Source organism: Klebsiella sp. 141251 (genome assembly GCF_050600725.1).
Taxonomy (GTDB): domain Bacteria; phylum Pseudomonadota; class Gammaproteobacteria; order Enterobacterales; family Enterobacteriaceae; genus Klebsiella; species Klebsiella aerogenes.
Genome location: NZ_JAQIRG010000007.1, coordinates 188,266 through 212,839 on the forward strand (window position 1 = coordinate 188,266; position 24,574 = coordinate 212,839).

Below are 24,574 nucleotides of genomic sequence, written 5' to 3' on the forward strand. Positions count from 1 at the left end.
TCATGTCCCCTTATGTTGAATGGCGAAACTGGTGGCGTACCCTTCCGGGTCGATGCCGTTCCACACTTTGCCGTCCAGCAGCGTGCTGCTGCGTAGCGTTTGCGTTGGCGCAGTGATACCGCCCACGGCCTGCGCCGCCTCTTTCCACAGGTCGATGCGGTTGATACGCTGCGCTACCGCCTGATAATCAGGCGCGCTTTTCAGCAGGCCCCAGCGGCGGAATTGGGTTAAGAACCACATGCCGTCTGAAAGCCACGGATAACTGGCTTCGCCCTGCTGGAAGAAGCGCATGGGGTGATCGTCGCGCCAGCGTTTGCCGATGCCGTTGTCGTATTCGCCAAGCATTCGACCGCTAAGGTACTGTTCTTTCGTGTTGAGCCACGCGCGTCTGGCGAGGATCCGCGCGGTTTCGCGGGTGTTGTCGGCAGACGCTTCAATCCAGCGCTGTGCCTCCAGCAGCGCCGCCACCAGCGCCCTTGCGGTATTTGGGTAGCGCGCCACCCAATCGCTGCGCGCGCCGAGAATTTTTTCTGGATGATCTGGCCAGATTTGCTGGCTGGTTGCCGCCGTAAAACCAATGCGATCGTTGATCGCACGCGCGTTCCACGGTTCGCCAACGCAGAAGCCAACCATATTGCCGATGCGCATGTTCATCACCATTTGCGGCGGCGGCACGACCACCATGCGCACATCGGCGAAGGGGTCGATACCGGCGTTCGCCAGCCAGTAATAGAGCCACATCGCATGGGTGCCGGTAGGAAAGGTGTGGGCGAAGGTGTAGCTGCCCGGCGCTTTTTGGTCGATCAGCCGCTTGAGCCCATGACCATCGCTCACGCCTTGCGCCTGCAGGTCACTTGAAAGGGTGATTGCCTGACCGTTGCGGTTCAGGGTCATCAGGTTGGCCATCTGCTGCGGTTTGCCGGCAATACCAAGCTCAAGGCCATACAGCATGCCGTAGAGGATATGCGCCGCATCGAGTTCGCCGGCGACCAGCTTATCGCGCACCGCCGCCCAGCTGGCCTCCTTACTTGGCTGCAGGCTAATGCCATACTTTTTATCGAATCCTTTCAATGCCGCAATCGCCAGCGGCGCGCAGTCGGTTAGCGGGATGAATCCGACCCGCACGGTGGCCAACTCCGGCTTATCGGAACCCGCCGCCCACGCCGCCTGCATCACGCCGGGCAGCAGCATAGCGCCGCCCAGCGCCGCCCCGGCCTGCAAAAAGCGCCGTCGTGAAATGAAAACTTTATCGCCCATAGCCGCTCCAGAACGCGCAAAAAAAAGCGCCCGGCAGTGCTTTCGCACCGCAGGACGCCTTTATCCAGAGACCTTCAGACCGCCGTTGGTCCGTTGTCTCAAATTGTTGATTCACTCAAGTTCAGTAATGCAAAGCGGATGCCAATTTGTGTTATTGCCCGCCAGACGTTGTTTTACCGCTCTCCGCGTCAACTATTGCACCATCGTCAGGCAATGCCTGCCCGCTGATTGTGCATTCAATTTGACGATGAGTCCGGCAGCAGAGCTTTCACCGTCAGCAGCGCGCGGGCGATTTCGACCATCCGCTGGTTCTTATCCATCGCCATTTTACGCAACGCCTGCCAGGCCTGTTCTTCCTGCATTCCCTGATGGCTCATCAGCAGCGCTTTCGCTTTATCTATAATCTTGCGCTCCTCAAACGCGGCTTGCAGCGAGGCCAGTTGTCCGGAGAGTTGCTCAAGTTCCCACGCCTGCTGGCGGACCAGCGGCAGCAGCTGCTTATCCAGGCGCAAAGTCAGGCTATCGCCGCACTCTTCTTCAGGCCATTGCAGCGGCGGCATATCGTCTTCTCCACGTTCGAGCAGTTGCCGGGTCGCGCTGAGCAGGTCGGCAATCAACGCCTCCTCCAGACTGCGCATCTGCTCAAGCCGTTCAGTTTGCAGGCTAAACCAGCGCTGCGCCGCGGCCCCTTCGTCCGCCGAGGGCTGGCGGGTACAGGCGATGCGCCGCAGTTGCTCAATCTCGCGCCCGGCTTCGCAACCCTGCAGCAGCTCAAGCGCCCGCGGCAGACCGGAGAGCGCCTGAAAGCTGTCAAAACAGGGCTGCTGACCGTCAATGCGGTCAACCAACTGCTGACGGAGCTCGCCGTTAAATTGGCCGCGCGCGAAGCCCAACGCTCCCAGCGCGCGCTCCTGGCCCGCCAGCTCTTTACCCTGCATAAAGCTGTACAGGGCGACCATGCGCCCGGCGATCTGCGGATCGTCTATGGTGTCATTCAACTGCGGCACAATATTCAATAAATGGCGAATAATACGGCTAAAGCGCTGAGTGGCCTCCTGAGCGTCCACCGCGCGGCCTTGCACCGCCGCTCGCAGCGCCGGAAGCTGCGCCAGATACCATACCGCGCTGGCTATACGCCAACACAGCGCGCTGCTGGCGGATTCCCGCGCCGGTTGCAGCGCGGCATAAAAAGCGCTTAAGCGCGCGTCCACCAGCGCCCCGCCAGCCCGACGCTCGGCGTCATACAAGCGGCCCTCGGAAGAGAGCCACATATTGGAGGCGCCGCGCTCGCACTGCAGCATATGGACCAACCCACTTATTTCACTCGCCAGCGTCCCTTGCTGCGTTAGCTGGCGGAGCTGCTGTTTTTGTAGCTGGCGCGCATAATGAAACCAGCAGATTGCTTCAGGCGTCATGCCGGTCGTATTATTCATACCCCCTCCCGAATTACGTCTTTAGATAAAGCTAAGCAATAACCATGCCTGATAAAAGGAGTCTTTATGCAACGTATTGTGATTGTCGCCAACGGAGCCGCTTACGGCAGTGAATCCTTGTTTAATAGCCTGCGCCTGGCTATCGCCCTGCGTGAGCAGGAGTCAGACCTCGATCTGAAGCTGTTTTTAATGTCCGATGCGGTGACCGCCGGGCTACGCGGGCAGAAACCGGCGGAAGGCTATAACATCCAGCAGATGCTGGAGATCCTCACCGCGCAGAATGTGCCGGTAAAACTCTGCAAGACCTGTACGGACGGACGCGGGATCACCCATTTGCCATTAGTAGATGGCGTGGAAGTGGGAACGCTGGTCGAGCTGGCGCAGTGGACGCTGGCGGCGGATAAAGTGCTGACCTTCTGAATTAACCGCCATTAACAGGATTAAATGTCAGGCTGGTGGGCATTGCTGATGCAAAAGTACGCCAGCTGAACGCTTTCAGGAAGATTGTCATTTTTGTTTAATCGTTATCCATTTTGTTGATCGAAATCATCATCCACACGCTCCCCCTTTGGTGTTATGCAACGAGCAAAGTGTGAACGATATCACGCGCGGGTTGATGAATTCAGAGACAGAAACGGGGTATGAAAATGGCAATGGTAAAAGCAAGTTTAACGTTATTCGGCGGTGATACGCTGGTGGTGCGCTGTTCAGAGCGCTGTCATATTCACTTAATGAGCGCCAAGGCCGCCGGCGACAGCCACGCCGATATTTTTAGCGTGCAGGACAGGGACAGCGCTTATCTCACCGTGCCCTACAGCGGTACCTGGAACGTGCTGATCGACAGCCATAGCCAGTCGCTGGAGCACTCCATTAGCTACGTTCCCGCCTGAACCTCAACGCCCGGCTGACCGGGCGTTTTTATGCAAGCCCGGGTTGGCTCGCCTCGCCGACCAGATGCCGCACCTGGATAATCAGATCGTCAAGACTGGCGTCACGCATGCCGAGCTTGCGTAATTCCTGATCTAACGAAAAGAGATACTGGGCATTGGTGCCGAGCGGCCCGCTGGCGCGGGCAATTAGCGGCGCGATGGTTTGCGCGCTGGTATCGGATTCATACAGCGGATGGCGCGGATCCATGATAAACACCAGCGCATTCACCGTACGCCCGTCATCAAGCTCAAGACGGCACCAGGTGGGCAAATAGCAGCCGGTGATCATTTCTCGCTTCCACAATAGCGTCAGCTCTTGCTCCAGCGTCTCATCCGGCAGACGATAGGCTACTCCGGTGGTGCGCCCGCCTTCCTTCAGCGCCAGCATCCTGCCCGGCTGATGTGCGCTACCGCGACCGGCGGTCAGGCGCAGACAAAACGCGCGATGCCAACCTGGCAGCGTACCGGTGCAGGATTCGCTGTATTCCAGCGCCGGGTTCCACATCAGCGAACCATAGCCGAAAATCCACACCGAACCGTTGTCCGGACGACAGGCCAGGGTCGCCGCCAGCGAGGCTGCCCGTTGCTCTGCCGACCACAGCAGCGATTCCTCAATCGCGCCAAACGCCGTCTTACAATCCGCATTCATTAAGAAATCACGAGTTAACACTTTCTACTACCTCCGCCACTGCCTGCTTCCCGGCGATAATCTGTGCCATCCGTGAATATTGCTGAATTATTATCCAGCTTTATTACTCAATAAGCAATTAACGGAGCGTTGACAAGGGGTCTGAAAAAAAATTAGATCGCAAAAGTGATTACTTTTTCTTATGCCATTTGTCGTCATCGCCCTTTTGATAATCATTTTTAACCGCCGCCCAGGCGACTTTATGCGCCGTCTCCTCACGGCTGGCATCATCGCGACGGTCGGCTTTGTCTTTATATTGATCCCAGGCGCTATTGAAAGCTTCTTTATAAATTTCCTGCGCGTGTTCCGGCAGGACGTGCTGAACGCTATCGGGAAGCTCTTGTTTACTGCGGTAAGGCATAATGACCTCCAGAATCAGGATAAAAACTAAGTCTGGAACACAATTCCCGGGTTGGCAAATCACAGGAATATTGAGAAATGAATTTTAGTAATTATCTGAAAAATATGTACAAAACATACGTAACAGCCCTTTTTGACAGACCAACGCATTTCTTATGCAAGAGTGGTAAATTTAAGTAAAAATACAAATTAAACCTATCAATGTCTGTTATTTTATTAACTTACGTTATCTATAATTATAACACCTGCATAAATGGAGATGGTTCATGACACATGCACATGAGGCGGTTAAGACCCGCCACAAGGAGACCTCCCTCGTTTTTCCGGTTTTAGCACTGGTGGTGCTGTTTCTCTGGGGAAGCAGTCAATCACTACCAGTGGTCGTTGCGATTAATATTCTGGCGCTGGTCGGGATTCTGAGTAGCGCATTTAGCGTGGTTCGCCACGCCGACGTCCTTGCTCACCGCCTCGGCGAGCCCTATGGTTCATTAATTTTGAGCCTGTCAGTGGTCATTCTTGAAGTGAGCCTGATTTCCGCATTAATGGCGACCGGCGACGCCGCGCCAACGCTAATGCGCGATACGTTATATTCAATCATTATGATCGTCACCGGCGGTCTGGTCGGTTTCTCATTACTGCTGGGCGGGCGTAAATTCGCCACGCAGTATATGAATTTGTTTGGTATCAAGCAGTACCTGATCGCCCTCTTCCCGCTGGCGATTATCGTGCTGGTATTCCCGATGGCGTTGCCGGGCGCCAACTTCAGCACCGGCCAGGCGCTGCTGGTGGCGCTGATTTCCGCCGCCATGTACGGCGTATTTCTGCTCATTCAGACCAAAACACACCAGAGCCTGTTTGTCTACGAGCATGAAGATGACAGCGACGATGACGACCCGCATCACGGTAAGCCATCGGCGCACAGCAGCGGCTGGCACACGGCCTGGTTACTGGTACACCTGGTTGCGGTTATCGCCGTTACCAAAATGAACGCAAATCCGCTGGAAACGCTGTTGACCAGTATGAACGCGCCTGTCGCCTTTACCGGCTTCCTGGTGGCGCTGCTGATCCTCTCACCGGAAGGACTCGGCGCCTTGAAAGCGGTACTGAATAACCAGGTGCAGCGCGCGATGAACCTCTTCTTTGGTTCGGTACTGGCGACGATTTCCCTGACGGTGCCTGTCGTTACACTTATCGCCTTCCTTACCGGCAATGAACTCCGCTTCGGCCTTGGCGCGCCGGAAATGGTGGTGATGGTAGCGTCGCTGGTGCTGTGCCATATTTCGTTCTCAACCGGGCGCACCAATGTCCTTAACGGCGCGGCGCATCTGGCGCTGTTCGCCGCCTACCTGATGACGATATTTGCCTGACCGGGTAATCAGCAATAATGCCAAAAAAAAGCCTGTCGGTGACGAAACCGGCAGGCTTTTTTACTGCTCAACGAAACTTAGTTGCTGGTATCCAGCTCGTCGAAGCTTTTCACCAGATCGTCGATTGCTTTCATTTGCTTCAGGAACGGTTCCAGTTTAGCCAGCGGCAGCGCGGACGGGCCGTCACATTTCGCGTGGTCCGGATCCGGGTGCGCTTCAATGAACAGACCGGCGATACCCACCGCCATCCCGGCGCGGGCCAGTTCCGTCACCTGAGCGCGGCGGCCGCCTGAGGCAGCGCCAAACGGGTCGCGGCACTGCAGGGCGTGGGTTACGTCAAAGATAACCGGCGAGTTGTTGGACGCTTTCTTCATTACGCCGAAGCCGAGCATATCTACGACCAGGTTGTCGTAGCCGAAGTTGGCGCCGCGATCGCAGAGGATCACTTTGTCGTTACCGCCTTCAATGAACTTATCGACGATGTTGCCCATCTGGCCCGGGCTGACGAATTGCGGTTTCTTGACGTTGATAACAGCGCCGGTTTTGGCCATCGCTTCCACCAGATCAGTCTGACGCGCGAGGAACGCCGGCAGCTGGATCACATCAACCACGTCGGCCACCGGCTGCGCCTGGCTGGCTTCGTGGACGTCAGTGATGATTTTCACGCCGAAAGTCTGCTTCAGCTCCTGGAAAATCTTCATCCCTTCTTCCAGACCCGGCCCACGATAGGAGTGGATGGAAGAACGGTTGGCTTTATCAAAAGAGGCTTTGAACACATACGGAATGCCCAGCTTTTGCGTGACGGTCACATAATGTTCGCAGATACGCATCGCAAGATCGCGGGACTCCAGCACGTTCATTCCGCCAAACAGCACGAACGGCAGGTCGTTTGCTACGTTGATATCACCAATGCTAACCACTTTTTGTTTCATAAGATCGCCTTATCAGGGTGTAACCGGAATGGTTCCAGACTAATGCAATGTAATTTGTTTATGTGAAATCGTGTTGATCTGCGCGCGGATCATCTCGCTAATCGGATCCTCCGGACACTGCTCAACGAAATAATTGAGATCCAGCAGCGCTACGTGATCGCACTCCAGTTGGGCGTAGATGAGCCCGCGGTCGCGAATTTCATACGGGTCTTCTGGATTAAACTGCAGCAGCGCTTCGCTGGCGCGTAGGGCCAGCTCCATCTGCCGCTCTTCCATCAGCGCCGATTTCAGCGTATCGAGCAGTTTGCGGATCACTTCGGCGTTGTCGGCCTCATCGAGATCTTCATTAAACAGCTCAGCCACCGGGCTAATATTCCCCTTCAGCCACACTTCCAGGGTGTGTTCATCGAGCGTCTCGCCGTTGAATGGGTTAATTAGCCACATCTCTTCGCTGGTGTCCGGGTCAGCGCGCAGCAGCATCTGCGTCGGGAAGATAACCGGCACCACCGGCAGATCCAGACGCTGAGCAATCCACAACAGAATCGCTCCCAGCGACACGGCGCTCCCCTGGCGATTCACCAGCACTTTATCCAGCCATAGCGCATCGGACAGGCGGTAGATGCCCTGCGATGCGCCGAAGCCCCACTCGTGATAGAACAATTCCAGCAGCCGGTCGAGCTGACGCTCCTGATCCCAGGAGGTGGCAATCTCTTCCTGCGCCAGTGTTAACAACCGCTGCAGCTCATCCTGCACAAAGTGCGTCGGAAAGTCGTCGCGGATCAATTCAGAAATGAGGACCATGCCTTCGCATAATGGCGCTTTGTTAAATTCGAAATCAGCTAATGACCTCATGCCTTACCCCAGTAACGGTATTCTTGTGATGGCGAGTTGAACGATAAAGAACAACACCACCAGCGCCAGCAGAAAGGCGATGAACCGGGTCTGCTGGCGGCGCGGGCGACGTCGGCCCAGCGCGATAAATCCTAATGCGATGTAAATGATAACGCCAAACAGCTTTTCAGTCAGCCATGCGCCATCTTCGGTAAACGGCAGATAGTGCGTTATCGCCATTAATCCCGCGCCGCTGAGGAACAGCAGCGTATCGCTACAATGCGGCGCAATACGCACCCAGCGCTGATTCAGCATCGCGCTGCCGCTGTAGATCCACCAGTAACGCAGCACGAAAAGCCCGACGGATGTCACCACGCAGGCAATATGTAAATAGAGTACTGCAGTAAATAAATTCATTCGCCGGTTTGCTCCTTGTGCGGCCAACGCCCGAGTGTCAGACGTTCGTTATCGCCATAATCGCGGCAGGTCTCGACATCGCTGTATCCTGCTTCAATAAATAATGCGCGTACCGCCTCACCCTGCTTCCAGCCATGTTCCAGTAGCATAAAACCTCCAGGCAACAAATACTGTCGTCCCTCACGGATAATATGCGCCAAATCGGCCAGCCCCTGATCGGCGGCGACCAATGCCGTTCTCGGTTCAAAGCGAACATCGCCCTCAGCAAGATGCGGATCGGTTTCATCGATATAAGGGGGGTTACTGACAATCATCGCGAACCGCTGCCCTTTGAGCGCGCTAAACCAGTCGCTCTGCAGGATGGTCACGTTGTTGAGAGCGAGATGGGCGGCATTGCGCGCGGCGAGCGCCGCGGCGTCAGGCATAAAATCAACGGCAGTGACCTGACAGTCCGCCCGCTCGCTGGCCAGCGCCAGAGCGATAGCGCCGGTGCCGGTGCCAAGATCCAGGATGCGGCAGGCCGTCTGCGGCAGGCGTACCAGCGCCTGCTCGACCAGGCATTCGGTGTCGGGGCGCGGGATCAACGTCGCCGGCGAGACAAACAGCGGCAGCGACCAGAACTCACGCTGCCCCACCAGATGAGCCACCGGCTCGCCGTTGGCACGGCGCGCCAGCAATGCTTCCAGTTCCGCCAACTGTTCCGCCGTCAATAGGGTTTCGTCAAAAGCGAGGATCCAGGTTCGCGCTTTGCCGGTGACGTGCCCCAGTAAGATCTCGGCGTCGCGACGCGGGCTGTCGCTCGCGCCGAGCCGGGCTATCGCCTGAGTGAGCCACTGTCGAAAGGTCATCATTCCTGCTCGGAAAGTGCCGCCAGCTGGTCAGCCTGGAATTCCTGCACAATCGGTTCGATCAGCATATCCAGTTTGCCTTCCATGGTTTCATCCAGACGGTAAAGGGTCAGGTTGATACGGTGGTCGGTCACACGCCCCTGCGGGAAGTTGTAGGTCCGGTTGCGATCGCTGCGATCGCCGCTGCCCAGCAGGTTACGGCGGGTAGACGCTTCCGCCTGCTGACGCTTGGCGACTTCGGCGGCGCGAATACGCGCGCCCAGCACCGACAGCGCCTTGGCTTTGTTTTTATGCTGTGAACGCTCGTCCTGACACTCCACGACAATACCGGTCGGCAAGTGGGTAATACGGATAGCGGAGTCGGTGGTGTTGACGTGCTGGCCGCCCGCGCCTGAGGAGCGGAAGGTATCGATGCGCAGGTCAGCCGGGTTGATATCCGGCATTTCGGCTTCCGGCAGCTCCGGCATCACCGCCACGGTACAGGCGGAGGTGTGGATACGCCCCTGGGATTCGGTCGCCGGAACGCGCTGAACGCGATGGCCGCCGGATTCAAATTTCAGCCGCCCATAGACGCCATCGCCGCTGATTTTGGCAATCACCTCTTTAAATCCGCCATGCTCGCCTTCGTTGGCGCTCATGATTTCTACCCGCCAGCGGCGGGCTTCAGCGTAGCGGGTATACATGCGGAACAAATCGCCGGCGAACAGCGCCGCTTCATCGCCGCCGGTACCGGCGCGAACTTCGACAAAAGCGTTACGTTCATCGTCAGGATCTTTCGGCAATAGCAGAACTTGCAGCTGCTGCTCCAGCGCTTCGCTTTTTTCTTTGGCATCGCGCAGCTCTTCCTGCGCCATTTCGCGCATTTCCGGATCGTCGAGCATCATCTGCGCGGTTTCGATATCGTCCTGCACCTGGCGCCAGTCGGTATAGCAGCGGGCGACATCGCCAAGCTGCGCATATTCGCGCGACAGCGCGCGGAAACGGTCCTGGTCGGCAATGGTGGCGGCGTCGCCAAGCAGCGCCTGAACTTCTTCATGGCGTTCGTACAGAGCTTCCAGTTTAGCAACAATAGAAGGCTTCATAGGCGTGAATTCACCCTGTCTTTAAATAGAGAAATGTGCGCTATTCCAGCCCGAGGCTGTTGCGCAGAATATGCAGGCGTTCATCATCCCCGTCACGGGCAGCCTGCTGAAGAGATTTGGTTGGAGCGTGGATCAGGCGATTGGTCAGCTTACGGGCCAGATCTTGCATGATTTCCTGCGCATCGCCGCCCTGCTCCAGCGCGGCAAGCGCTTTCGCCGTCAGCTCCTCGCGAACCTGCTCGGATTGGGAACGATATTCGCGGATAGTCTCGCTGGCGCTTTGGGCGCGCAGCCAGGCCATAAATTCGCTGGTTTCCTGCTCGACGATCGATTCCGCCTGCACCGCCGCGGCCTTACGCTGCGCCAGATTGTGCTGAATGATATTTTGCAGGTCATCAACGCTGTACAGATAGGCGTTGGCCAGCTTGCCGACTTCCGGCTCGACGTCGCGGGGCACCGCGATATCCACCAGCAGCATCGGCTGATTGCGGCGCGCCTTCAGCGCGCGCTCGACCATCCCTTTGCCGATAATCGGCAGCGGGCTGGCGGTAGAACTGATAATAATATCGGCGTCTTTTAAGCGCTCGTCGATATCGCTGAGGGCGATAACTTCCGCGCCGACTTCATCCGCCAGCGCCTGGGCGCGTTCACGGGTGCGGTTGGCAATCACCATTTTGCGAACGTTATGTTCGCGAAGATGGCGGGCGACCAGTTCGATAGTTTCCCCCGCGCCAACCAGTAACACCGTGACGCTGGAGAGCGATTCAAAAATTTGTCGCGCCAGCGTACAGGCGGCGAAGGCAACGGAAACGGCGCTGGCGCCGATATCGGTTTCGGTACGCACGCGCTTAGCCACCGAGAACGATTTCTGGAACATGCGCTCCAGTTCGCTGACGTTCAGATGACCGCGGCTGGAATCAGCAAATGCTTTTTTCACCTGTCCGAGGATTTGCGGCTCGCCAAGCACCAGTGAATCCAGGCCACTGGCGACGCGCATCAGATGGCTGACGGCGTCGTTATCCTGATGCCAATAAAGACTTTTACGTAGGTCTTCTTCATTCAGGCCGTGGAAGTCGCATAGCCAGCGAATCAGCGCTTCCTGCAGGTTGTCCTGCTCTTCAACGCTGAGATACAGCTCCGTGCGATTACAGGTTGATAGCACCACCCCGCCCTGCACCATCGGCTGAGCCAGCAAGCTCTCCAGCGCCTTGTCGAGCGTATCCGGCGAAAACGTTACGCGTTCTCGCAGCGCTACCGGAGCTGTTTTGTGGTTGATGCCAAGAGCTAAAAGGGTCATGGTGAGGGAATAGTACCAGCGTTGCTAAGGTTAGTCTGAGCGCATCATACAGGATGCGCGTACTCAATAAAAGAGACGCCCCCCTTTTGGAGTAATAGTCAGGGCTTAAAAGCCACTAACGGTAATTTTTTGATTTCAGACAACTTGAACGTAGACGCTATCGGCCAGCGACGCTAGCATTAAGGGTTATTATTGCAACCCGCTACACAAATCGGTGTGCGAACTATCAGTCGCCGCATTTCACTGTAGACATCAAGGATTTGTCATCATTATGAATCGACTGTTCCGCCTGCTGCCGTTGGCAAGCCTCGTTCTGACCGCCTGTGCAATCAATACTCCGCCGCAAGGGCCAGGTAAAAGCCCGGACTCCCCGCAGTGGCGCCAGCACCAGCAGGATGTCCGCAACCTTAACCAGTTCCAGACCCGCGGGGCGTTCGCCTATCTGTCCGATGAGCAGAAAGTGTATGCCCGTTTCTTCTGGCAACAAACCGGCCAGGACCGCTACCGCCTGCTGCTGACCAACCCGCTTGGCAGCACCGAACTGTCATTAACCGCGCAGCCGGGCGGCGTCCAGTTGATTGACAACAAAGGCCAGACCTATAACGCTACCGATGCCGAAGAGATGATTGGCCGCCTGACCGGCATGCCGATCCCGCTTAACAGCCTGCGCCAGTGGATTATCGGCCTGCCGGGCGACGCCACCGACTATGCGCTGGATGACCAGTACCGCCTGCGCGAACTCAACTACACGCAGAACGGCAAAACCTGGCACGTGACCTACAGCGGCTACACCAGCGACACCAAACCCACCCTGCCGTCTAATATGGAACTCAACAACGGCAGCCAGCGCATCAAGCTGAAAATGGATAACTGGATTGTGAAATGATGAGTCGCTGGCCCGCCCCCGCAAAATTGAATCTGTTTTTGTATATCACCGGCCAGCGCGCCGATGGTTATCACACGCTGCAGACGTTGTTTCAGTTTCTCGACTATGGCGACACGCTGACCATTGAACCGCGCCGCGACGGGAAACTGCGGTTGTTAACGCCGGTCGCCGGCGTGCCGGATGAAGAAAACCTGATTATTCGCGCCGCCAGGCTGCTGATGGCAGCTGCGGAGTCTCACGGTCAACTTCCCGCTGGCAGCGGCGCGGATATCAGCATCGACAAACGCCTGCCGATGGGCGGCGGCTTAGGCGGCGGCTCTTCTAACGCCGCGACGGTGCTGGTAGCCCTCAATCATCTGTGGGGCTGCGGGCTTAGCGAAGACCAACTGGCGACGCTTGGGCTACAGCTCGGCGCCGATGTCCCGGTTTTCGTTCGCGGTCACGCGGCGTTTGCCGAAGGGGTTGGCGAAATCCTCACCCCGGTGAATCCGCCGGAAAAATGGTATCTGGTCGCCCACCCGGGCGTGAGTATCCCGACGCCGATCATTTTTCGCGATCCGGAGTTACCACGAAATACCCCGAGCAGGTCAATTAATACCTTACTAAACTGTGAATTCGGCAACGATTGCGAGGTTATCGCAAGAAAACGTTTTCGTGAGGTTGATGCAACGCTTTCCTGGCTGTTAGAATACGCGCCGTCGCGCCTGACTGGCACAGGAGCCTGTGTCTTTGCTGAATTTGACACCGAATCCGCCGCTCGTCAGGTGCTGGAAAAAGCCCCGGAATGGCTGCAAGGCTTTGTTGCGCGAGGAATTAATGTCTCGCCGCTGAAGCAAGCCCTACTGAAGTAATTCTGCATTTTGCATGAATAACGGCAAGTTTGCCGGGCAAACAGAGTATCGGTGACAACGTCACCCTGTTCCAGACGTTGCATCGTGCTCTTTAATACACCGCCTGGATGAGATGGTGCCGGCCCGCACAGTTTAATGGCCCGTTTCATCCACCACTGGACGCATGCCTGAGGTTCTTCTCGTGCCTGATATGAAGCTTTTTGCTGGTAACGCCACCCCGGAACTAGCACAACGTATTGCCAACCGCCTGTACACTTCTCTTGGCGACGCCGCTGTAGGTCGTTTTAGCGACGGCGAAGTCAGCGTACAAATCAACGAAAACGTACGCGGTGGTGATATTTTCATCATCCAGTCCACTTGTGCTCCCACCAATGACAACCTGATGGAATTGGTTGTTATGGTTGATGCCCTGCGTCGCGCTTCTGCAGGCCGTATCACCGCTGTTATCCCTTACTTCGGCTATGCCCGCCAGGACCGTCGCGTACGTTCCGCTCGTGTGCCAATCACCGCTAAAGTCGTCGCTGACTTCCTGTCCAGTGTCGGCGTTGACCGCGTACTGACCGTTGACCTGCACGCTGAACAGATTCAGGGCTTCTTTGATGTTCCTGTTGATAACGTATTCGGTAGCCCAATTCTGCTCGAAGATATGCTGCAGCTGAATCTGGACAACCCGATCGTGGTTTCTCCGGACATCGGCGGCGTGGTTCGCGCTCGCGCTATCGCGAAGCTGCTGAACGATACCGACATGGCGATCATCGATAAACGCCGCCCGCGCGCTAACGTCTCTCAGGTGATGCATATCATTGGCGACGTCGCTGGCCGTGACTGCGTGATGGTTGATGACATGATCGATACCGGCGGCACCCTGTGTAAAGCAGCGGAAGCGCTGAAAGAGCGCGGTGCGAAACGTGTCTTCGCCTACGCGACTCACCCGATCTTCTCCGGCAATGCTATCCAGAACATTAAAAACTCTGTGATTGATGAATTCGTCGTCTGCGATACCATTCCGCTGACGCCGGAAATCAAAGCGCTGGACAAAGTCCGTACCCTGACCCTGTCTGGTATGCTGGCCGAAGCGATTCGTCGTATCAGCAACGAAGAATCCATTTCTGCTATGTTCGAGCACTAATCGAGCCCAGCCGAAAAACCCGCTGCGGCGGGTTTTTTTGTCTCTGGTTCATATTTGTATGACTAATGCCTCCTTCACCTGCCATTCAGTTGACAGATGATGCGCTCATGGATGAAACATTATTGTGAATAGATTATTTTCCTCACATGTGATGCCTTTCCGCGCCCTCATCGACGCTTGCTGGAAAGAAAAATATACCGCATCGCGCTTTACCCGCGATCTGATTGCCGGGATAACCGTCGGGATTATCGCAATCCCACTGGCGATGGCGTTAGCAATTGGCAGCGGCGTCGCGCCGCAATATGGGCTATACACCTCGGCGGTGGCGGGAATAGTCATTGCCCTGACCGGCGGTTCACGCTTTAGCGTTTCCGGCCCAACCGCGGCCTTCGTGGTGATCCTATATCCAGTGTCACAGCAGTTTGGCCTGGCCGGCCTGCTGGTGGCGACGCTAATGTCGGGTATCTTCTTAATCCTTTTCGGCCTCGCCCGCTTTGGCCGCCTGATAGAATATATCCCGCTTTCAGTCACCCTTGGCTTTACCTCCGGTATCGGCATCACTATCGGTACCATGCAAATTAAAGATTTCCTTGGTCTGCAGATGGCGCACGTCCCGGAGCACTATCTGCAGAAAGTCGGCGCGCTGGTGATGGCGCTGCCGACAATTAACGTTGGCGATGCCGCCATCGGTATCGTAACGCTGGGTATCCTGATTTTCTGGCCGCGCCTGGGGATCCGCCTGCCGGGGCATCTGCCGGCGCTGCTGGCCGGCTGTGCGGTGATGGGCATCGTTAATTTACTCGGCGGGCATGTAGCGACCATCGGCTCGCAGTTCCACTATGTACTCGCCGACGGCAGCCAGGGCAACGGTATCCCGCAGCTGCTGCCGCAACTGGTGCTGCCGTGGGATATGCCGGGCTCGGAGTTTACCCTGAGCTGGTCGTCGCTGCGCGCGCTGCTGCCTGCCGCCTTCTCTATGGCGATGCTTGGCGCCATTGAATCACTGCTCTGCGCAGTGGTGCTCGACGGTATGACCGGCACCAAACACAAAGCTAACAGCGAGCTGGTAGGCCAGGGCCTTGGCAATATCGTCGCGCCATTCTTTGGCGGGATAACCGCCACCGCGGCGATTGCCCGCTCCGCGGCTAACGTGCGCGCCGGCGCGACCTCGCCAATTTCCGCGGTGATCCATGCCCTGCTGGTGATCCTTGCGCTGTTAATCCTCGCCCCGCTGCTCTCATGGCTGCCGCTGTCGGCGATGGCCGCCCTGCTGCTGATGGTAGCGTGGAACATGAGCGAAGCGCATAAGGTGATTAACCTGCTACGCCACGGGCCCAAAGACGACATCGTCGTGCTGTTAATGTGCATGTCGTTGACCGTACTGTTCGATATGGTCATCGCCATTAGCGTCGGCATCGTGCTGGCTTCGCTGCTGTTTATGCGCCGCATCGCGCGCATGACGCGCCTTGCGCCGGTGAACGTTGAAGTACCGGATGATGTTCTGGTGCTGCGAGTTATCGGCCCGCTGTTTTTCGCCGCGGCGGAAGGACTATTTACCGATTTGGAAAGCCGGATTGAAGGCAAACGCGTAGTGGTGCTGAAGTGGGATGCGGTACCGGTGCTGGATGCCGGTGGTCTTGACGCGTTCCTGCGCTTCGTGAAACGCCTGCCGGAAGGCTGCGAGCTGCGGGTATCGAATCTCGAATTCCAGCCGCTGCGTACCCTGGCGCGCGCAGGTGTCCAGCCGATTCCAGGTCGACTAAGCTTCTATCCGGACCGCAATGCGGCGCTGGCGGATATAGAATTAGGGCAATAAATGAGAGGCTCGCCGGAAGGGCTATCCGGCGAGCTGAATTCCGTTAGCTGTGACGGTGCGGATCGCGACGGCAGCGTTTATCGTAATGGCGAACCCACCAATAGCGGTCGGTGACTCTTTCATGACCGCCTGCGCGAGCGCCCGCCAGCCACAAAACGGCGCCGACGAAGATACTCAACACCGCGCCATGAGCAAAAAATTGCGGCAGGTTAAGCTGTGGAAGCTGGTTTAAAATAGAGTAACCAACGCCGACCACCATCACAACCAACCCTAAACCCATCAGTATGTTACCGAGTAACGAAGCGTTTCTGCGTTTCATATGTCACCTCCGGACCTTGGGCTGCATGGGAATATCCCCAAAATTTATAGGTTAAGTATAGACAATGGGGATAAGCCTGATTGCGTGAGTGATCACATTCGGGAACATCTGATCAACAAAAGTTTACAAATAAGCCACTGAACAACATCAAATTCTAATGGTTCAAAGAAGAAATTATCAACAATGATACCGTTTCGTCGGCAGAATTTTGTCAAGCGCCGACGCAGGCAGTACACTACGCGGCAAAGAACGACCCATGCAGGAATAAAAAGTGACGATAAAACTGATTGTCGGCCTGGCTAACCCCGGCGCGGAATACGCGGCAACGCGCCATAACGCTGGCGCCTGGTACGTAGATTTACTGGCGGAGCGCCACCGCGCGCCGCTGCGCGAAGAGAGCAAATTCTTCGGCTATACCTCGCGCCTCAACCTGGCGGGGGAAGACGTGCGCCTGCTGGTGCCGACCACCTTTATGAATCTTAGCGGTAAAGCGGTGGCCGCGATGGCTACCTTTTACCGTATTAATCCGGATGAAATTCTGGTCGCTCACGACGAGCTCGATTTACCACCCGGCGTCGCTAAATTTAAACTCGGCGGCGGACACGGCGGCCATAATGGCCTGAAGGACATTATCAGTAAGCTGGGCAATAACCCGAACTTTCACCGCTTACGCGTCGGAATCGGTCATCCGGGCGACAAAAACAAAGTTGTCGGTTTTGTGCTGGGTAAACCGCCGGTCAGCGAACAGAAGCTAATTGACGAAGCGGTTGATGAAGCGGCGCGCTGTACCGAGGTGTGGCTGAAAGACGGTTTAACCAAAGCGACTAACCGTTTACACGCCTTTAAAGCGCAATAAACGGTCGACGTGCGGAATTTTTGCCGCACACCGTGTATAATAGGCAAAGCTATTTACTTTTCTACAGTCTGTTATTCATAACTGACTGATTATCCAAAGATTAAGGTGATTTAAATCATGGGATTCAAATGCGGTATCGTCGGTTTGCCCAACGTCGGCAAATCCACCCTGTTCAATGCGCTCACCAAAGCAGGTATTGAAGCGGCCAACTTCCCGTTCTGTACCATTGAGCCGAACACCGGTGTCGTACCGATGCCCGATCCGCGTCTGGACAAACTGGCTGAGATCGTCAAGCCGCAGCGTATCCTGCCGACGACCATGGAATTCGTAGATATCGCCGGTCTGGTTAAAGGCGCGTCCAAAGGCGAAGGTCTGGGCAACCAGTTCCTGACCAATATCCGTGAAACCGAAGCCATCGGCCACGTAGTGCGTTGCTTTGAAAACGACAACATTATCCACGTCGCGGGTAAAGTCGATCCGGCGGAAGATATTGACGTTATCAACACCGAGCTGGCGCTGTCTGACCTCGATACCTGCGAACGCGCTATCCACCGCGTGTCCAAGAAAGCCAAAGGCGGCGATAAAGACGCTAAGGTTGAGCTGGCCGCGCTGGAAAAATGCCTGCCGCAGCTGGAAAAAGCGGGCATGCTGCGCGCGCTGGATCTGAGCAAAGAAGAGAAAGACGCCATCCGCTATCTGAGCTTCCTGACCCTGAAGCCAACCATGTATATCGCTAACGTTAACGAAGACGGTTTTGAAAATAACCCGTATCTCGACCAGGTTCGCGCTATCGCTGAGCAAGAAGGTTCCGTAGTAGTTCCGGTTTGCGCTGCCGTTGAATCCGACATTGCCGAACTGGACGACGAAGAGCGCGACGAGTTTATGGCCGAGCTGGGCCTGGAAGAGCCGGGCCTGAACCGCGTGATCCGCGCAGGCTACGCTCTGCTGAACCTGCAGACCTACTTCACCGCCGGCGTGAAAGAAGTTCGCGCATGGACCATTCCGGTTGGCGCGACCGCGCCGCAGGCTGCCGGTAAAATCCACACCGACTTCGAAAAAGGCTTTATCCGCGCCCAGACCATCGCCTATGAAGACTTCATTGCTTACAAAGGTGAACAAGGCGCGAAAGAAGCCGGTAAAATGCGTGCGGAAGGCAAAGACTACATCGTTAAAGATGGCGACGTGATGAACTTCTTGTTCAACGTCTAATCCCTGCCGATAAAATCCGCGCCCCGGCGCGGATTTTTCATTTTAAAGCCTCGCGAGTTTTATCACTCGCGAGGCTTTAAATTATCTGAACGGCGCATCTAAAGGAATTTCTGCGTCAGGCTCATGGGTAATTCGGTTACGCAGATCGCGACGAATCATCTCAATTGCCCAGAACCAAAAAATATGGCCAAGCAGTTCGGAAATATATTCATCAGCCGGAATATTGAATAACGACGGCGTAAGTCCTAATAGCGGGAAAGATATCCAGTGAACCGCAATGGTGGCGACAATGCCGGCCCACACGCCCTGCCATAATTTAACTTTTGGGAATATCTCCGCCACCACGCAATAGCCAATCGCAAACACCAACGAGAAGATGATATGCGTGACCATCACCGGGTTGATGATATGCTCAGAAAAGGTGTAAACGGTATGCGTTGGGTCAATACCAAGATAGTCGCGTAGAAAGAGATAAGGAGGGTTGAATTCATCACGCCCGCCGGAAAATGTTCGCGGCGGCAGAGGCACTTCCGCCCCCCACTTAACGAATGCCGACATAATTCCGGCAATAACCCCAACCAATAAGGCGACGCCATAACGACGCCGACCAGGTGCAGTCTGTACAAAAAAATCCTTAATTGCCATAAATCCCTCGCCATGAATAATATTGTTACAGCATTGCAATATTCTTTAAGTCTGCGCGGGTATGGCTTGATCAAGATCACACTTTTTGTTCAAAAGATAAACAAAGCTAATACTTTTATATCATCGCGGAGCATCAATTAATGCCCCGCGAGGCATTCTTTTAATCACGCCATCCCATTGCTGGCGCAACGTGCTTCAGAATAGACTCAATCACATGAACGTTATAATCCACGCCCAGCTGATTCGGTACGGTCAGCAATAGGGTATCGGCTTCCGCGATCGCTTCATCCTGTTTCAGTTGCTCGACGAGCTTATCGGGTTCAGCGGCATAGCTGCGGCCGAAAATGGCGCGGGTTTTCTCATCAAGAAAACCAATACTGTCGCTATTATCCCGGCTGGAGCCGAAATACATCCGGTCGCGATCGTCCATCAGGGCAAAGATACTTCGACTGACCGATACCCGCGGCGTACGCGTGTGCCCCGCTTCCGTCCAGGCCTGACGATAGGCGCGGATCTGTTTCGCCTGTTGGATATGGAATGGTTCGCCCGTCTCATCATCTTTCAGCGTCGAGCTTTGCAAGTTCATGCCGAGCTTCGCCGCCCACATCGCCGTAGCATTAGAGCCCGCGCCCCACCAGATACGTTCGCGTAATCCTGCGGAGTACGGCTCAAGACGTAGCAATCCCGGCGGGTTGGGAAACATGGGTTGCGGATTGGGTTTCGCGAAACCTTCGCCGCGCAGCACGTCCAACAGCACCTCAGTATGGCGCCGCGCCATGTCAGCGTCGGACTCGCCATCCTGTGGTTGAAAACCAAAATGACGCCAGCCATCAATCACCTGTTCCGGTGAACCGCGGCTGATGCCAAGCTGCAAACGCCCTCCCGAGATCAAATCCGCAGCGCCAGCATCCTCCGCCATATATAGCGGGTTTTCATAGCGCATATCGATAACGCCGGTGCCAATCTCAATCTTTTTAGTTTTCGCGCCGATAGCGGCCAGCAGCGGGAACGGTGAACTGAGCTGACGGGCAAAATGGTGAACCCGAAAATAGGCGCCATCCGCACCTAACTCTTCGGCGGCAACGGCCAGATCGATGGATTGTAAGAGCGTGTCGGCAGCAGAACGGGTCGCCGACTGCGGCGATGGCGTCCAGTGGCCAAATGACAAAAATCCGATCTTTTTCATGAGGATAGCCCCTGATTTGGCAAAACATTCAGCAGACGCGGAGATACTATTCCGCGTCTGCTTGTGGTTCCCCTACTCTACCCCTTAGCCAAAATGTATAAATGGCGTTTATTTAACAGAATAGTTCAAATAAATTGACCAAATATAACGATCGCTATTTCTGCATTAGCGCAAATACGCCCCAGCCAAAATATTCCCGGGTATAGGTGACATGGCGAAGCGGCGCGGCATTGAGCTGCGCACGGACCTCAAGCGCAAATTCATCCTCGGAGTGGGCCTGCAGCCAACGGCGCATGGTCAGCCATTTAGCGGCTTCATAACGGTCCCACCCCTCGCGGTCAGCCAGCACCATTTCAACGATGTCATAGCCCAGTTCGCCAAAAGAGGCGACCAGCGCCGGAAGCGGCAACAAATCAGCCACCGCAGAAACACCGCAGGCACGCGCTTCTTCTTCTGTCGCGGGGACCTTACGCCACCAGGGCTCCCCGATAAGTAGCATACCGCCAGGCTTAAGGCTGCGGGCTAACTGCGCCACGGTTCCGGCGACGCCGCCGGCGATCCACGTCGCGCCAATACAGGCCGCCACATCGTATTGCCGTTCGGCGACGTAACCTGCCGCATCGCTATGGATAAAAGTGACGCGATCGCTGACGCCAAGCGCTGCGGCGCGTTGTTTAGCCTGTGCGGTAAACAATGGGCTCATATCAATGCCCAGACCACCGATAGCATGATCCCGCGCCCAGGTGCAGAGCATTTCACCAGAACCGCTGCCAAGGTCGAGGATTTGCGCCCCCGCCTGCAGGCGAAGTACGCGGCCAAGCGTGGCATATTTTTCCGCCGTGAAGGGGTTATGGATACGATGTTCACTTTCGCTGATGGTAAAGATACGTGGGATATCGATAGTTGTGGTCATATCACTCTCCTTAGCGGTTATCCGGCTGGGCGCGAACGTTATTCAGCCCGCTGGTGTTGATGCGGTACGGCTGGCCGTTAACGGATTTAATCAGTTTTTTAGTGCGGAGTTTTTTGAAGACGGCGAGCGTACAGTCGCTGAGCAGTAGGCCTTCGCGGCTATAGCACTCTACGGCGATGACGCGGCCTGAGGTGTCGCGAATGTGCGCAATACGTCCGCCTTTCGCGAGAACGTGTAAGGTACGCTGTTCCTGACGGGATAAATTCATACTGGAAAACCTGTTTAATCATCATGTGCAAAACGTGCAAACACGCAGCGGTGCCCGCATTCGATTTCAGCGCATTGATAACCAGCCCGGCCTGAAAGGTCGGCAAACTGATTATCAGATGATTACATTCTCCAGCATCAAAGCCTCGGTAGAGTTGAAAGGTATTTACCAGCCGGATGATAACATCCAGTGACAGAAAGGATATTTATAAACGGGAAAATTGTGATCGATATCTGAAATTGCGCCCCCGCCCCATGACGATAGGCGCACAATAAATAGCATCAGCCTACTGGCCCTGATTACCACATCAAATCATCAGGTACTTTAAAGTCAGCATACGGATCGTCTTCGTCCTCGGCTTCCTGGCTCAGGGCGCTGTTCAACACAATACTTTCGGCGTCGCGCTGGGCGATTTTATCCGCCACGCTGGCGGGAATAATCGCGTATTCATATTTACCGTTATTATCAACAGCAAGGCGGGCAATCGCCAGACGGCCGCTAATGAGCTGCGCCTGGGTGGTTTTATCCACATCAATGTTTTTGATGAGATTATTATCCGTAAAGTTAAAAGCGATATGGCCTTTCGCAATCGTGATTCGGTTCATTTCAATCAGCTGCTTAACCTGCGCTTTATACTCTTTTGCTAAAGCCGCTTGCTTTTGCTGTTCGCTGAGCTGCTTATCGCGCTCAAGCTGGGCTTTTTTGTTTTCTTCTACGGCCTCGCGGGCTTCACGCGCCTGAACACGTGACTTTTTCGCCGTTCTCTGAACTTTAGCCATCTTTTTACTGGTGACCAGACCCGCTTTCAGCATCTGTTCTTGTAAGGTAAGTTTTGTCATCGTCGTTTCTACAATCGTTGGAATTCTGCTTCGGATACGGTAAATCAGGGTCAGACTTTAAGGAGCTTCACCGTGGCGTCGATGTCGATTTCATCTTCAGAGAAGATGAGCGTCGTGCCCTGAAAGGTAGTGATCGCCAGCTTTTTCAGCGTGCGCATTTCGCCCGGCTTCACGCTCGCTTTCGGCTTGATGCTGTTCATCAGCAGTCCCACGGAGAGCACCGCATTTTCCTTGTCGATACGCGTATCGGCCGGCACTTCCTCACTGTAGACCAGGTAAGACTTAATTGAGGTCAGCTTCAGGCGCTCACCGGCAATATACAGATGTTTGCTTTCCGGGATGACTTTCACCGCGTAAGCCGATAAACCTTTATTATTGGTCGTGGGTTCAAACGTGACCGCCGCGTCTTTCTTAATCAGATCCGGATTGGCGACCTTAATCACGTGAAAATAGCGGTTATCGCCATTTTCATCTTTGATAAATCCGAAACCTTTATCTTTAAACCACGTTGTGATCGTACCGTTCATCGCCATTACCGCCTGATTAATCGTTTATCTACTCAATTTTGCTGCGCGCAGTTTAAAGCACAATGCCAGCGTAGACCATGCCTTTGCTCTAAGTGTTGCCCGATATCGACAATTGATCCTGGCTTTTGCCGAAAATTTGATTCATTAATGAGTACGGTTCAATCAGGAGAATGCATGATGTCTAATCTTGCCTCAGTCGCGTTGCTAGGTCCTGGCGCTATCGGCACGACCATTGCCGCCGTACTGCATGAAGCGGGCCGCAAACCGGTGCTCTGCGGGCGCACCGCGCATCAGCGGTTGATCTTACGCCGGGATGACGGCGAAACGATCATTCCTGGGCCGGTATTGACCGATCCGCATGCGCTGGAACGCCCTGTTGAACTGCTATTTGTGGCGGTGAAAACCACCCAGGTAGCGGATTGCGCGGGCTGGCTTAACGCGCTGTGCGATGAAAACACGGTGGTCTGCGCGCTACAGAACGGCGTTGAACAGGAAAGCCTGCTTGACCCCTATGTTAACGGCGCAAAGGTGTTGCCCTCGGTCGTCTGGTTTCCGGCACAACGAGAGGCGGATGCGTCGGTATGGTTACGCGCCAAACCGCGCCTGACGCTACCCGATACGCCGCAAGCGAAGAAAATAGTCGAGGTTCTCGACGGAACCCGTTGCGCGGTTGAGTTGACGGCAGATTTCACATCGGTCGCGTGGCGGAAACTATTGCAAAATGCCGTCGCTGGCCTGATGGTGCTGGCGAATCGCCGCGCCGGGATGTTTTCGCGCCAGGACATCACCGGGCTGGCGCTGGCCTATTTGCACGAATGTCTGGCGGTGGCGCGCGCCGCAGGGGCGAAACTCGCCGATAGCGTGCCGCAGGAAATTGTTGATGGGTTTCATCAGGCGCCGGCGGATTTAAGCACCTCGATACTTGCCGACCGTCAGGCTAATCGTCCGCTGGAATGGGACATCCGCAACGGCGTCATCCAGCGCTATGGCCGAACGCAAGGCGTTGCCACCCCCATCAGCGATGTCGTCGTGCCGCTGCTGGCGGCCGCAAGCGAGGGACCTGGCTAAGATTGCTTCAAAAAAATTACCGTATTTGTTATAGTGTTACTCACTGATTATTTACCTCTGCGGTGCCAAAAAGAACAAGATTCACCGCAACCCAGGATAAGAAAATGTTAGATTACCGCTTCCCGACAGCTTTGCAGATGGTTCTCAGCGTAGCGATGGCGGAGCAATTGGGTGAACGTTCGACGAGTGCGATTCTGGCCTACGGCCTGGAAGCCAACCCGAGCTTTATCCGTAAACTCATGGTTCCGCTCACCCGCGACGGCATCATCGTCTCCACGCTTGGCCGCAACGGCTCTATTCATCTTGGCCGCCCTGCCGACCAAATCACGCTGCGTGATATCTATCTTTCCGTTATTGAAGATAAAAAACTGTGGGCGTCCCGCCCTGAGGTCCCGGCTCGCTGCGTGGTCAGCGCCAACGCCTGCTGGTACTTTAAGTCCGTAGCCGATGAAGCCGAGCAGGCGTCGCTCGCGGTGTTAGCTCGCCACACCGTGGCAAGCGCCCTGGAAGAGGTCAAAAAAGCCGATACCAGCGGCTGCGATCCGTTGCCTGAGCTGACTGCCCGCTATAAAGAAGCGCATTAACTTTTCTTGTTGCGAAAAAAAACCGCCTTAAACGAAA

29 protein-coding genes are annotated in these 24,574 nt (G+C 55.5%); 12 read left to right on the forward strand and 17 right to left on the reverse strand.

Going from position 1 to position 24,574, the window contains the following annotated elements:
- Complete coding sequence (locus PGR09_RS17160; protein ID WP_430916344.1) at positions 1-1,257, reverse strand: ABC transporter substrate-binding protein; 1,257 nt, start codon at positions 1,255-1,257, stop codon at positions 1-3.
- Positions 1,258-1,493: 236 nt separating this feature from the next.
- Positions 1,494-2,690, reverse strand: a complete 1,197-nt coding sequence (gene nasR, locus PGR09_RS17165) for a nitrate regulatory protein NasR (protein ID WP_117025616.1) — start codon at positions 2,688-2,690, stop codon at positions 1,494-1,496.
- 66 nt (positions 2,691-2,756) lie between these two features.
- Here nasR and PGR09_RS17170 point away from each other — a divergent pair, with 66 nt between their 5' ends.
- A complete protein-coding gene (locus PGR09_RS17170) occupies positions 2,757-3,110 on the forward strand; it encodes a DsrE/DsrF/TusD sulfur relay family protein (protein WP_015367099.1) in 354 nt (117 codons plus the stop codon).
- Positions 3,111-3,337: 227 nt separating this feature from the next.
- Positions 3,338-3,580, forward strand: a complete 243-nt coding sequence (locus tag PGR09_RS17175) for a DUF1883 domain-containing protein (protein ID WP_015705086.1) — start codon at positions 3,338-3,340, stop codon at positions 3,578-3,580.
- Positions 3,581-3,608: 28 nt separating this feature from the next.
- Here PGR09_RS17175 and PGR09_RS17180 read toward each other — a convergent pair whose 3' ends face one another.
- Together PGR09_RS17180 and chaB are read right to left on the reverse strand one after the other, a co-directional pair.
- Positions 3,609-4,289 (reverse strand): gamma-glutamylcyclotransferase, encoded by a 681-nt coding sequence (locus tag PGR09_RS17180; RefSeq protein ID WP_015705085.1) that lies wholly within the window; start codon positions 4,287-4,289, stop codon positions 3,609-3,611.
- Positions 4,290-4,437: 148 nt separating this feature from the next.
- On the reverse strand, positions 4,438-4,668 hold the full coding sequence (gene chaB, locus PGR09_RS17185) for a putative cation transport regulator ChaB (protein ID WP_015367102.1): 231 nt from the start codon (positions 4,666-4,668) through the stop codon (positions 4,438-4,440).
- A 265-nt stretch (positions 4,669-4,933) separates the two neighbouring features.
- Here chaB and chaA point away from each other — a divergent pair, with 265 nt between their 5' ends.
- Complete coding sequence (gene chaA, locus PGR09_RS17190; protein ID WP_015367104.1) at positions 4,934-6,034, forward strand: sodium-potassium/proton antiporter ChaA; 1,101 nt, start codon at positions 4,934-4,936, stop codon at positions 6,032-6,034.
- Between the two features lie 77 nt (positions 6,035-6,111).
- On the opposite strand, the gene kdsA is transcribed toward chaA, so the two are convergent.
- From kdsA to hemA, 6 genes are read right to left on the reverse strand one after another with little or no spacing between them, the layout of a single operon-like run.
- A complete protein-coding gene (gene kdsA / locus PGR09_RS17195; RefSeq protein WP_015367105.1) occupies positions 6,112-6,966 on the reverse strand; it encodes a 3-deoxy-8-phosphooctulonate synthase in 855 nt (284 codons plus the stop codon).
- Positions 6,967-7,005: 39 nt separating this feature from the next.
- The gene (gene sirB1 / locus PGR09_RS17200) at positions 7,006-7,818 is read right to left on the reverse strand and encodes an invasion regulator SirB1 (protein WP_045393803.1); all 813 of its coding nucleotides are present in this window, start codon (positions 7,816-7,818) and stop codon (positions 7,006-7,008) included.
- Between the two features lie 3 nt (positions 7,819-7,821).
- Positions 7,822-8,214, reverse strand: coding sequence for an invasion regulator SirB2 (sirB2, locus tag PGR09_RS17205; RefSeq protein WP_063414929.1), 393 nt, complete (start codon positions 8,212-8,214; stop codon positions 7,822-7,824).
- Positions 8,211-9,062 (reverse strand): peptide chain release factor N(5)-glutamine methyltransferase, encoded by an 852-nt coding sequence (gene prmC / locus PGR09_RS17210; protein WP_047046764.1) that lies wholly within the window; start codon positions 9,060-9,062, stop codon positions 8,211-8,213. Before prmC ends, sirB2 begins: the two co-directional genes overlap by 4 nt.
- On the reverse strand, positions 9,062-10,144 hold the full coding sequence (prfA, locus tag PGR09_RS17215) for a peptide chain release factor 1 (RefSeq protein WP_015367109.1): 1,083 nt from the start codon (positions 10,142-10,144) through the stop codon (positions 9,062-9,064). Before prfA ends, prmC begins: the two co-directional genes overlap by 1 nt.
- Positions 10,145-10,184: 40 nt before the next feature.
- The gene (gene hemA / locus PGR09_RS17220; RefSeq protein ID WP_015367110.1) at positions 10,185-11,441 is read right to left on the reverse strand and encodes a glutamyl-tRNA reductase; all 1,257 of its coding nucleotides are present in this window, start codon (positions 11,439-11,441) and stop codon (positions 10,185-10,187) included.
- A 271-nt stretch (positions 11,442-11,712) separates the two neighbouring features.
- Between hemA and lolB the strand changes: the two genes are divergently transcribed.
- The 4 genes from lolB (at position 11,713) to dauA (ending at position 16,123) form a co-directional block, all read left to right on the forward strand.
- Positions 11,713-12,327: a lipoprotein insertase outer membrane protein LolB gene (lolB, locus tag PGR09_RS17225; protein WP_045393797.1), complete on the forward strand. Its 615-nt coding sequence runs from the start codon at positions 11,713-11,715 to the stop codon at positions 12,325-12,327.
- On the forward strand, positions 12,327-13,178 hold the full coding sequence (gene ispE / locus PGR09_RS17230) for a 4-(cytidine 5'-diphospho)-2-C-methyl-D-erythritol kinase (protein ID WP_165430693.1): 852 nt from the start codon (positions 12,327-12,329) through the stop codon (positions 13,176-13,178). Before lolB ends, ispE begins: the two co-directional genes overlap by 1 nt.
- 181 nt (positions 13,179-13,359) lie before the next feature.
- Positions 13,360-14,307 (forward strand): ribose-phosphate diphosphokinase, encoded by a 948-nt coding sequence (gene prs / locus PGR09_RS17235; protein WP_015367113.1) that lies wholly within the window; start codon positions 13,360-13,362, stop codon positions 14,305-14,307.
- A 124-nt stretch (positions 14,308-14,431) separates the two neighbouring features.
- Positions 14,432-16,123: a C4-dicarboxylic acid transporter DauA gene (gene dauA, locus PGR09_RS17240; protein WP_072047995.1), complete on the forward strand. Its 1,692-nt coding sequence runs from the start codon at positions 14,432-14,434 to the stop codon at positions 16,121-16,123.
- A 43-nt stretch (positions 16,124-16,166) separates the two neighbouring features.
- Here the strand turns inward: dauA and ychH are convergent, their stop codons facing one another.
- Positions 16,167-16,442, reverse strand: coding sequence for a stress-induced protein YchH (gene ychH / locus PGR09_RS17245; protein ID WP_430916345.1), 276 nt, complete (start codon positions 16,440-16,442; stop codon positions 16,167-16,169).
- A 271-nt stretch (positions 16,443-16,713) separates the two neighbouring features.
- Between ychH and pth the strand changes: the two genes are divergently transcribed.
- A complete protein-coding gene (gene pth / locus PGR09_RS17250; RefSeq protein ID WP_047046770.1) occupies positions 16,714-17,298 on the forward strand; it encodes an aminoacyl-tRNA hydrolase in 585 nt (194 codons plus the stop codon).
- Positions 17,299-17,415: 117 nt separating this feature from the next.
- The gene (ychF, locus tag PGR09_RS17255; RefSeq protein WP_047066495.1) at positions 17,416-18,507 is read left to right on the forward strand and encodes a redox-regulated ATPase YchF; all 1,092 of its coding nucleotides are present in this window, start codon (positions 17,416-17,418) and stop codon (positions 18,505-18,507) included.
- A gap of 81 nt (positions 18,508-18,588) precedes the next feature.
- Here the strand turns inward: ychF and PGR09_RS17260 are convergent, their stop codons facing one another.
- The 4 genes from PGR09_RS17260 to PGR09_RS17275 all read right to left on the reverse strand — a co-directional run bounded on the left by PGR09_RS17260 (position 18,589) and on the right by PGR09_RS17275 (position 21,519).
- Positions 18,589-19,152, reverse strand: coding sequence for a YagU family protein (locus tag PGR09_RS17260; protein WP_045393784.1), 564 nt, complete (start codon positions 19,150-19,152; stop codon positions 18,589-18,591).
- Positions 19,153-19,312: 160 nt separating this feature from the next.
- Complete coding sequence (locus tag PGR09_RS17265) at positions 19,313-20,338, reverse strand: LLM class flavin-dependent oxidoreductase (RefSeq protein WP_045393782.1); 1,026 nt, start codon at positions 20,336-20,338, stop codon at positions 19,313-19,315.
- Between the two features lie 154 nt (positions 20,339-20,492).
- A complete protein-coding gene (locus PGR09_RS17270; RefSeq protein WP_315710056.1) occupies positions 20,493-21,251 on the reverse strand; it encodes an SAM-dependent methyltransferase in 759 nt (252 codons plus the stop codon).
- A 10-nt stretch (positions 21,252-21,261) separates the two neighbouring features.
- Complete coding sequence (locus PGR09_RS17275) at positions 21,262-21,519, reverse strand: YjhX family toxin (protein WP_015705074.1); 258 nt, start codon at positions 21,517-21,519, stop codon at positions 21,262-21,264.
- Positions 21,520-21,553: 34 nt separating this feature from the next.
- Here PGR09_RS17275 and PGR09_RS17280 point away from each other — a divergent pair, with 34 nt between their 5' ends.
- The gene (locus tag PGR09_RS17280; RefSeq protein WP_155960940.1) at positions 21,554-21,712 is read left to right on the forward strand and encodes a hypothetical protein; all 159 of its coding nucleotides are present in this window, start codon (positions 21,554-21,556) and stop codon (positions 21,710-21,712) included.
- A gap of 106 nt (positions 21,713-21,818) precedes the next feature.
- Here the strand turns inward: PGR09_RS17280 and PGR09_RS17285 are convergent, their stop codons facing one another.
- Both PGR09_RS17285 and PGR09_RS17290 read right to left on the reverse strand, forming a co-directional pair.
- The gene (locus tag PGR09_RS17285; protein WP_015367123.1) at positions 21,819-22,358 is read right to left on the reverse strand and encodes a DUF2058 domain-containing protein; all 540 of its coding nucleotides are present in this window, start codon (positions 22,356-22,358) and stop codon (positions 21,819-21,821) included.
- Positions 22,359-22,408: 50 nt separating this feature from the next.
- Positions 22,409-22,891 carry a cold-shock protein gene (locus PGR09_RS17290; protein WP_045375123.1) on the reverse strand — a complete coding sequence of 161 codons (483 nt, stop codon included), beginning with the start codon at positions 22,889-22,891 and terminating at the stop codon, positions 22,409-22,411.
- A gap of 168 nt (positions 22,892-23,059) precedes the next feature.
- Between PGR09_RS17290 and PGR09_RS17295 the strand changes: the two genes are divergently transcribed.
- Positions 23,060-23,953, forward strand: a complete 894-nt coding sequence (locus PGR09_RS17295) for an oxidoreductase (RefSeq protein WP_413540661.1) — start codon at positions 23,060-23,062, stop codon at positions 23,951-23,953.
- Between the two features lie 104 nt (positions 23,954-24,057).
- A complete protein-coding gene (locus tag PGR09_RS17300; protein WP_045393779.1) occupies positions 24,058-24,537 on the forward strand; it encodes an RrF2 family transcriptional regulator in 480 nt (159 codons plus the stop codon).
- Positions 24,538-24,574: the final 37 nt, after the last annotated feature.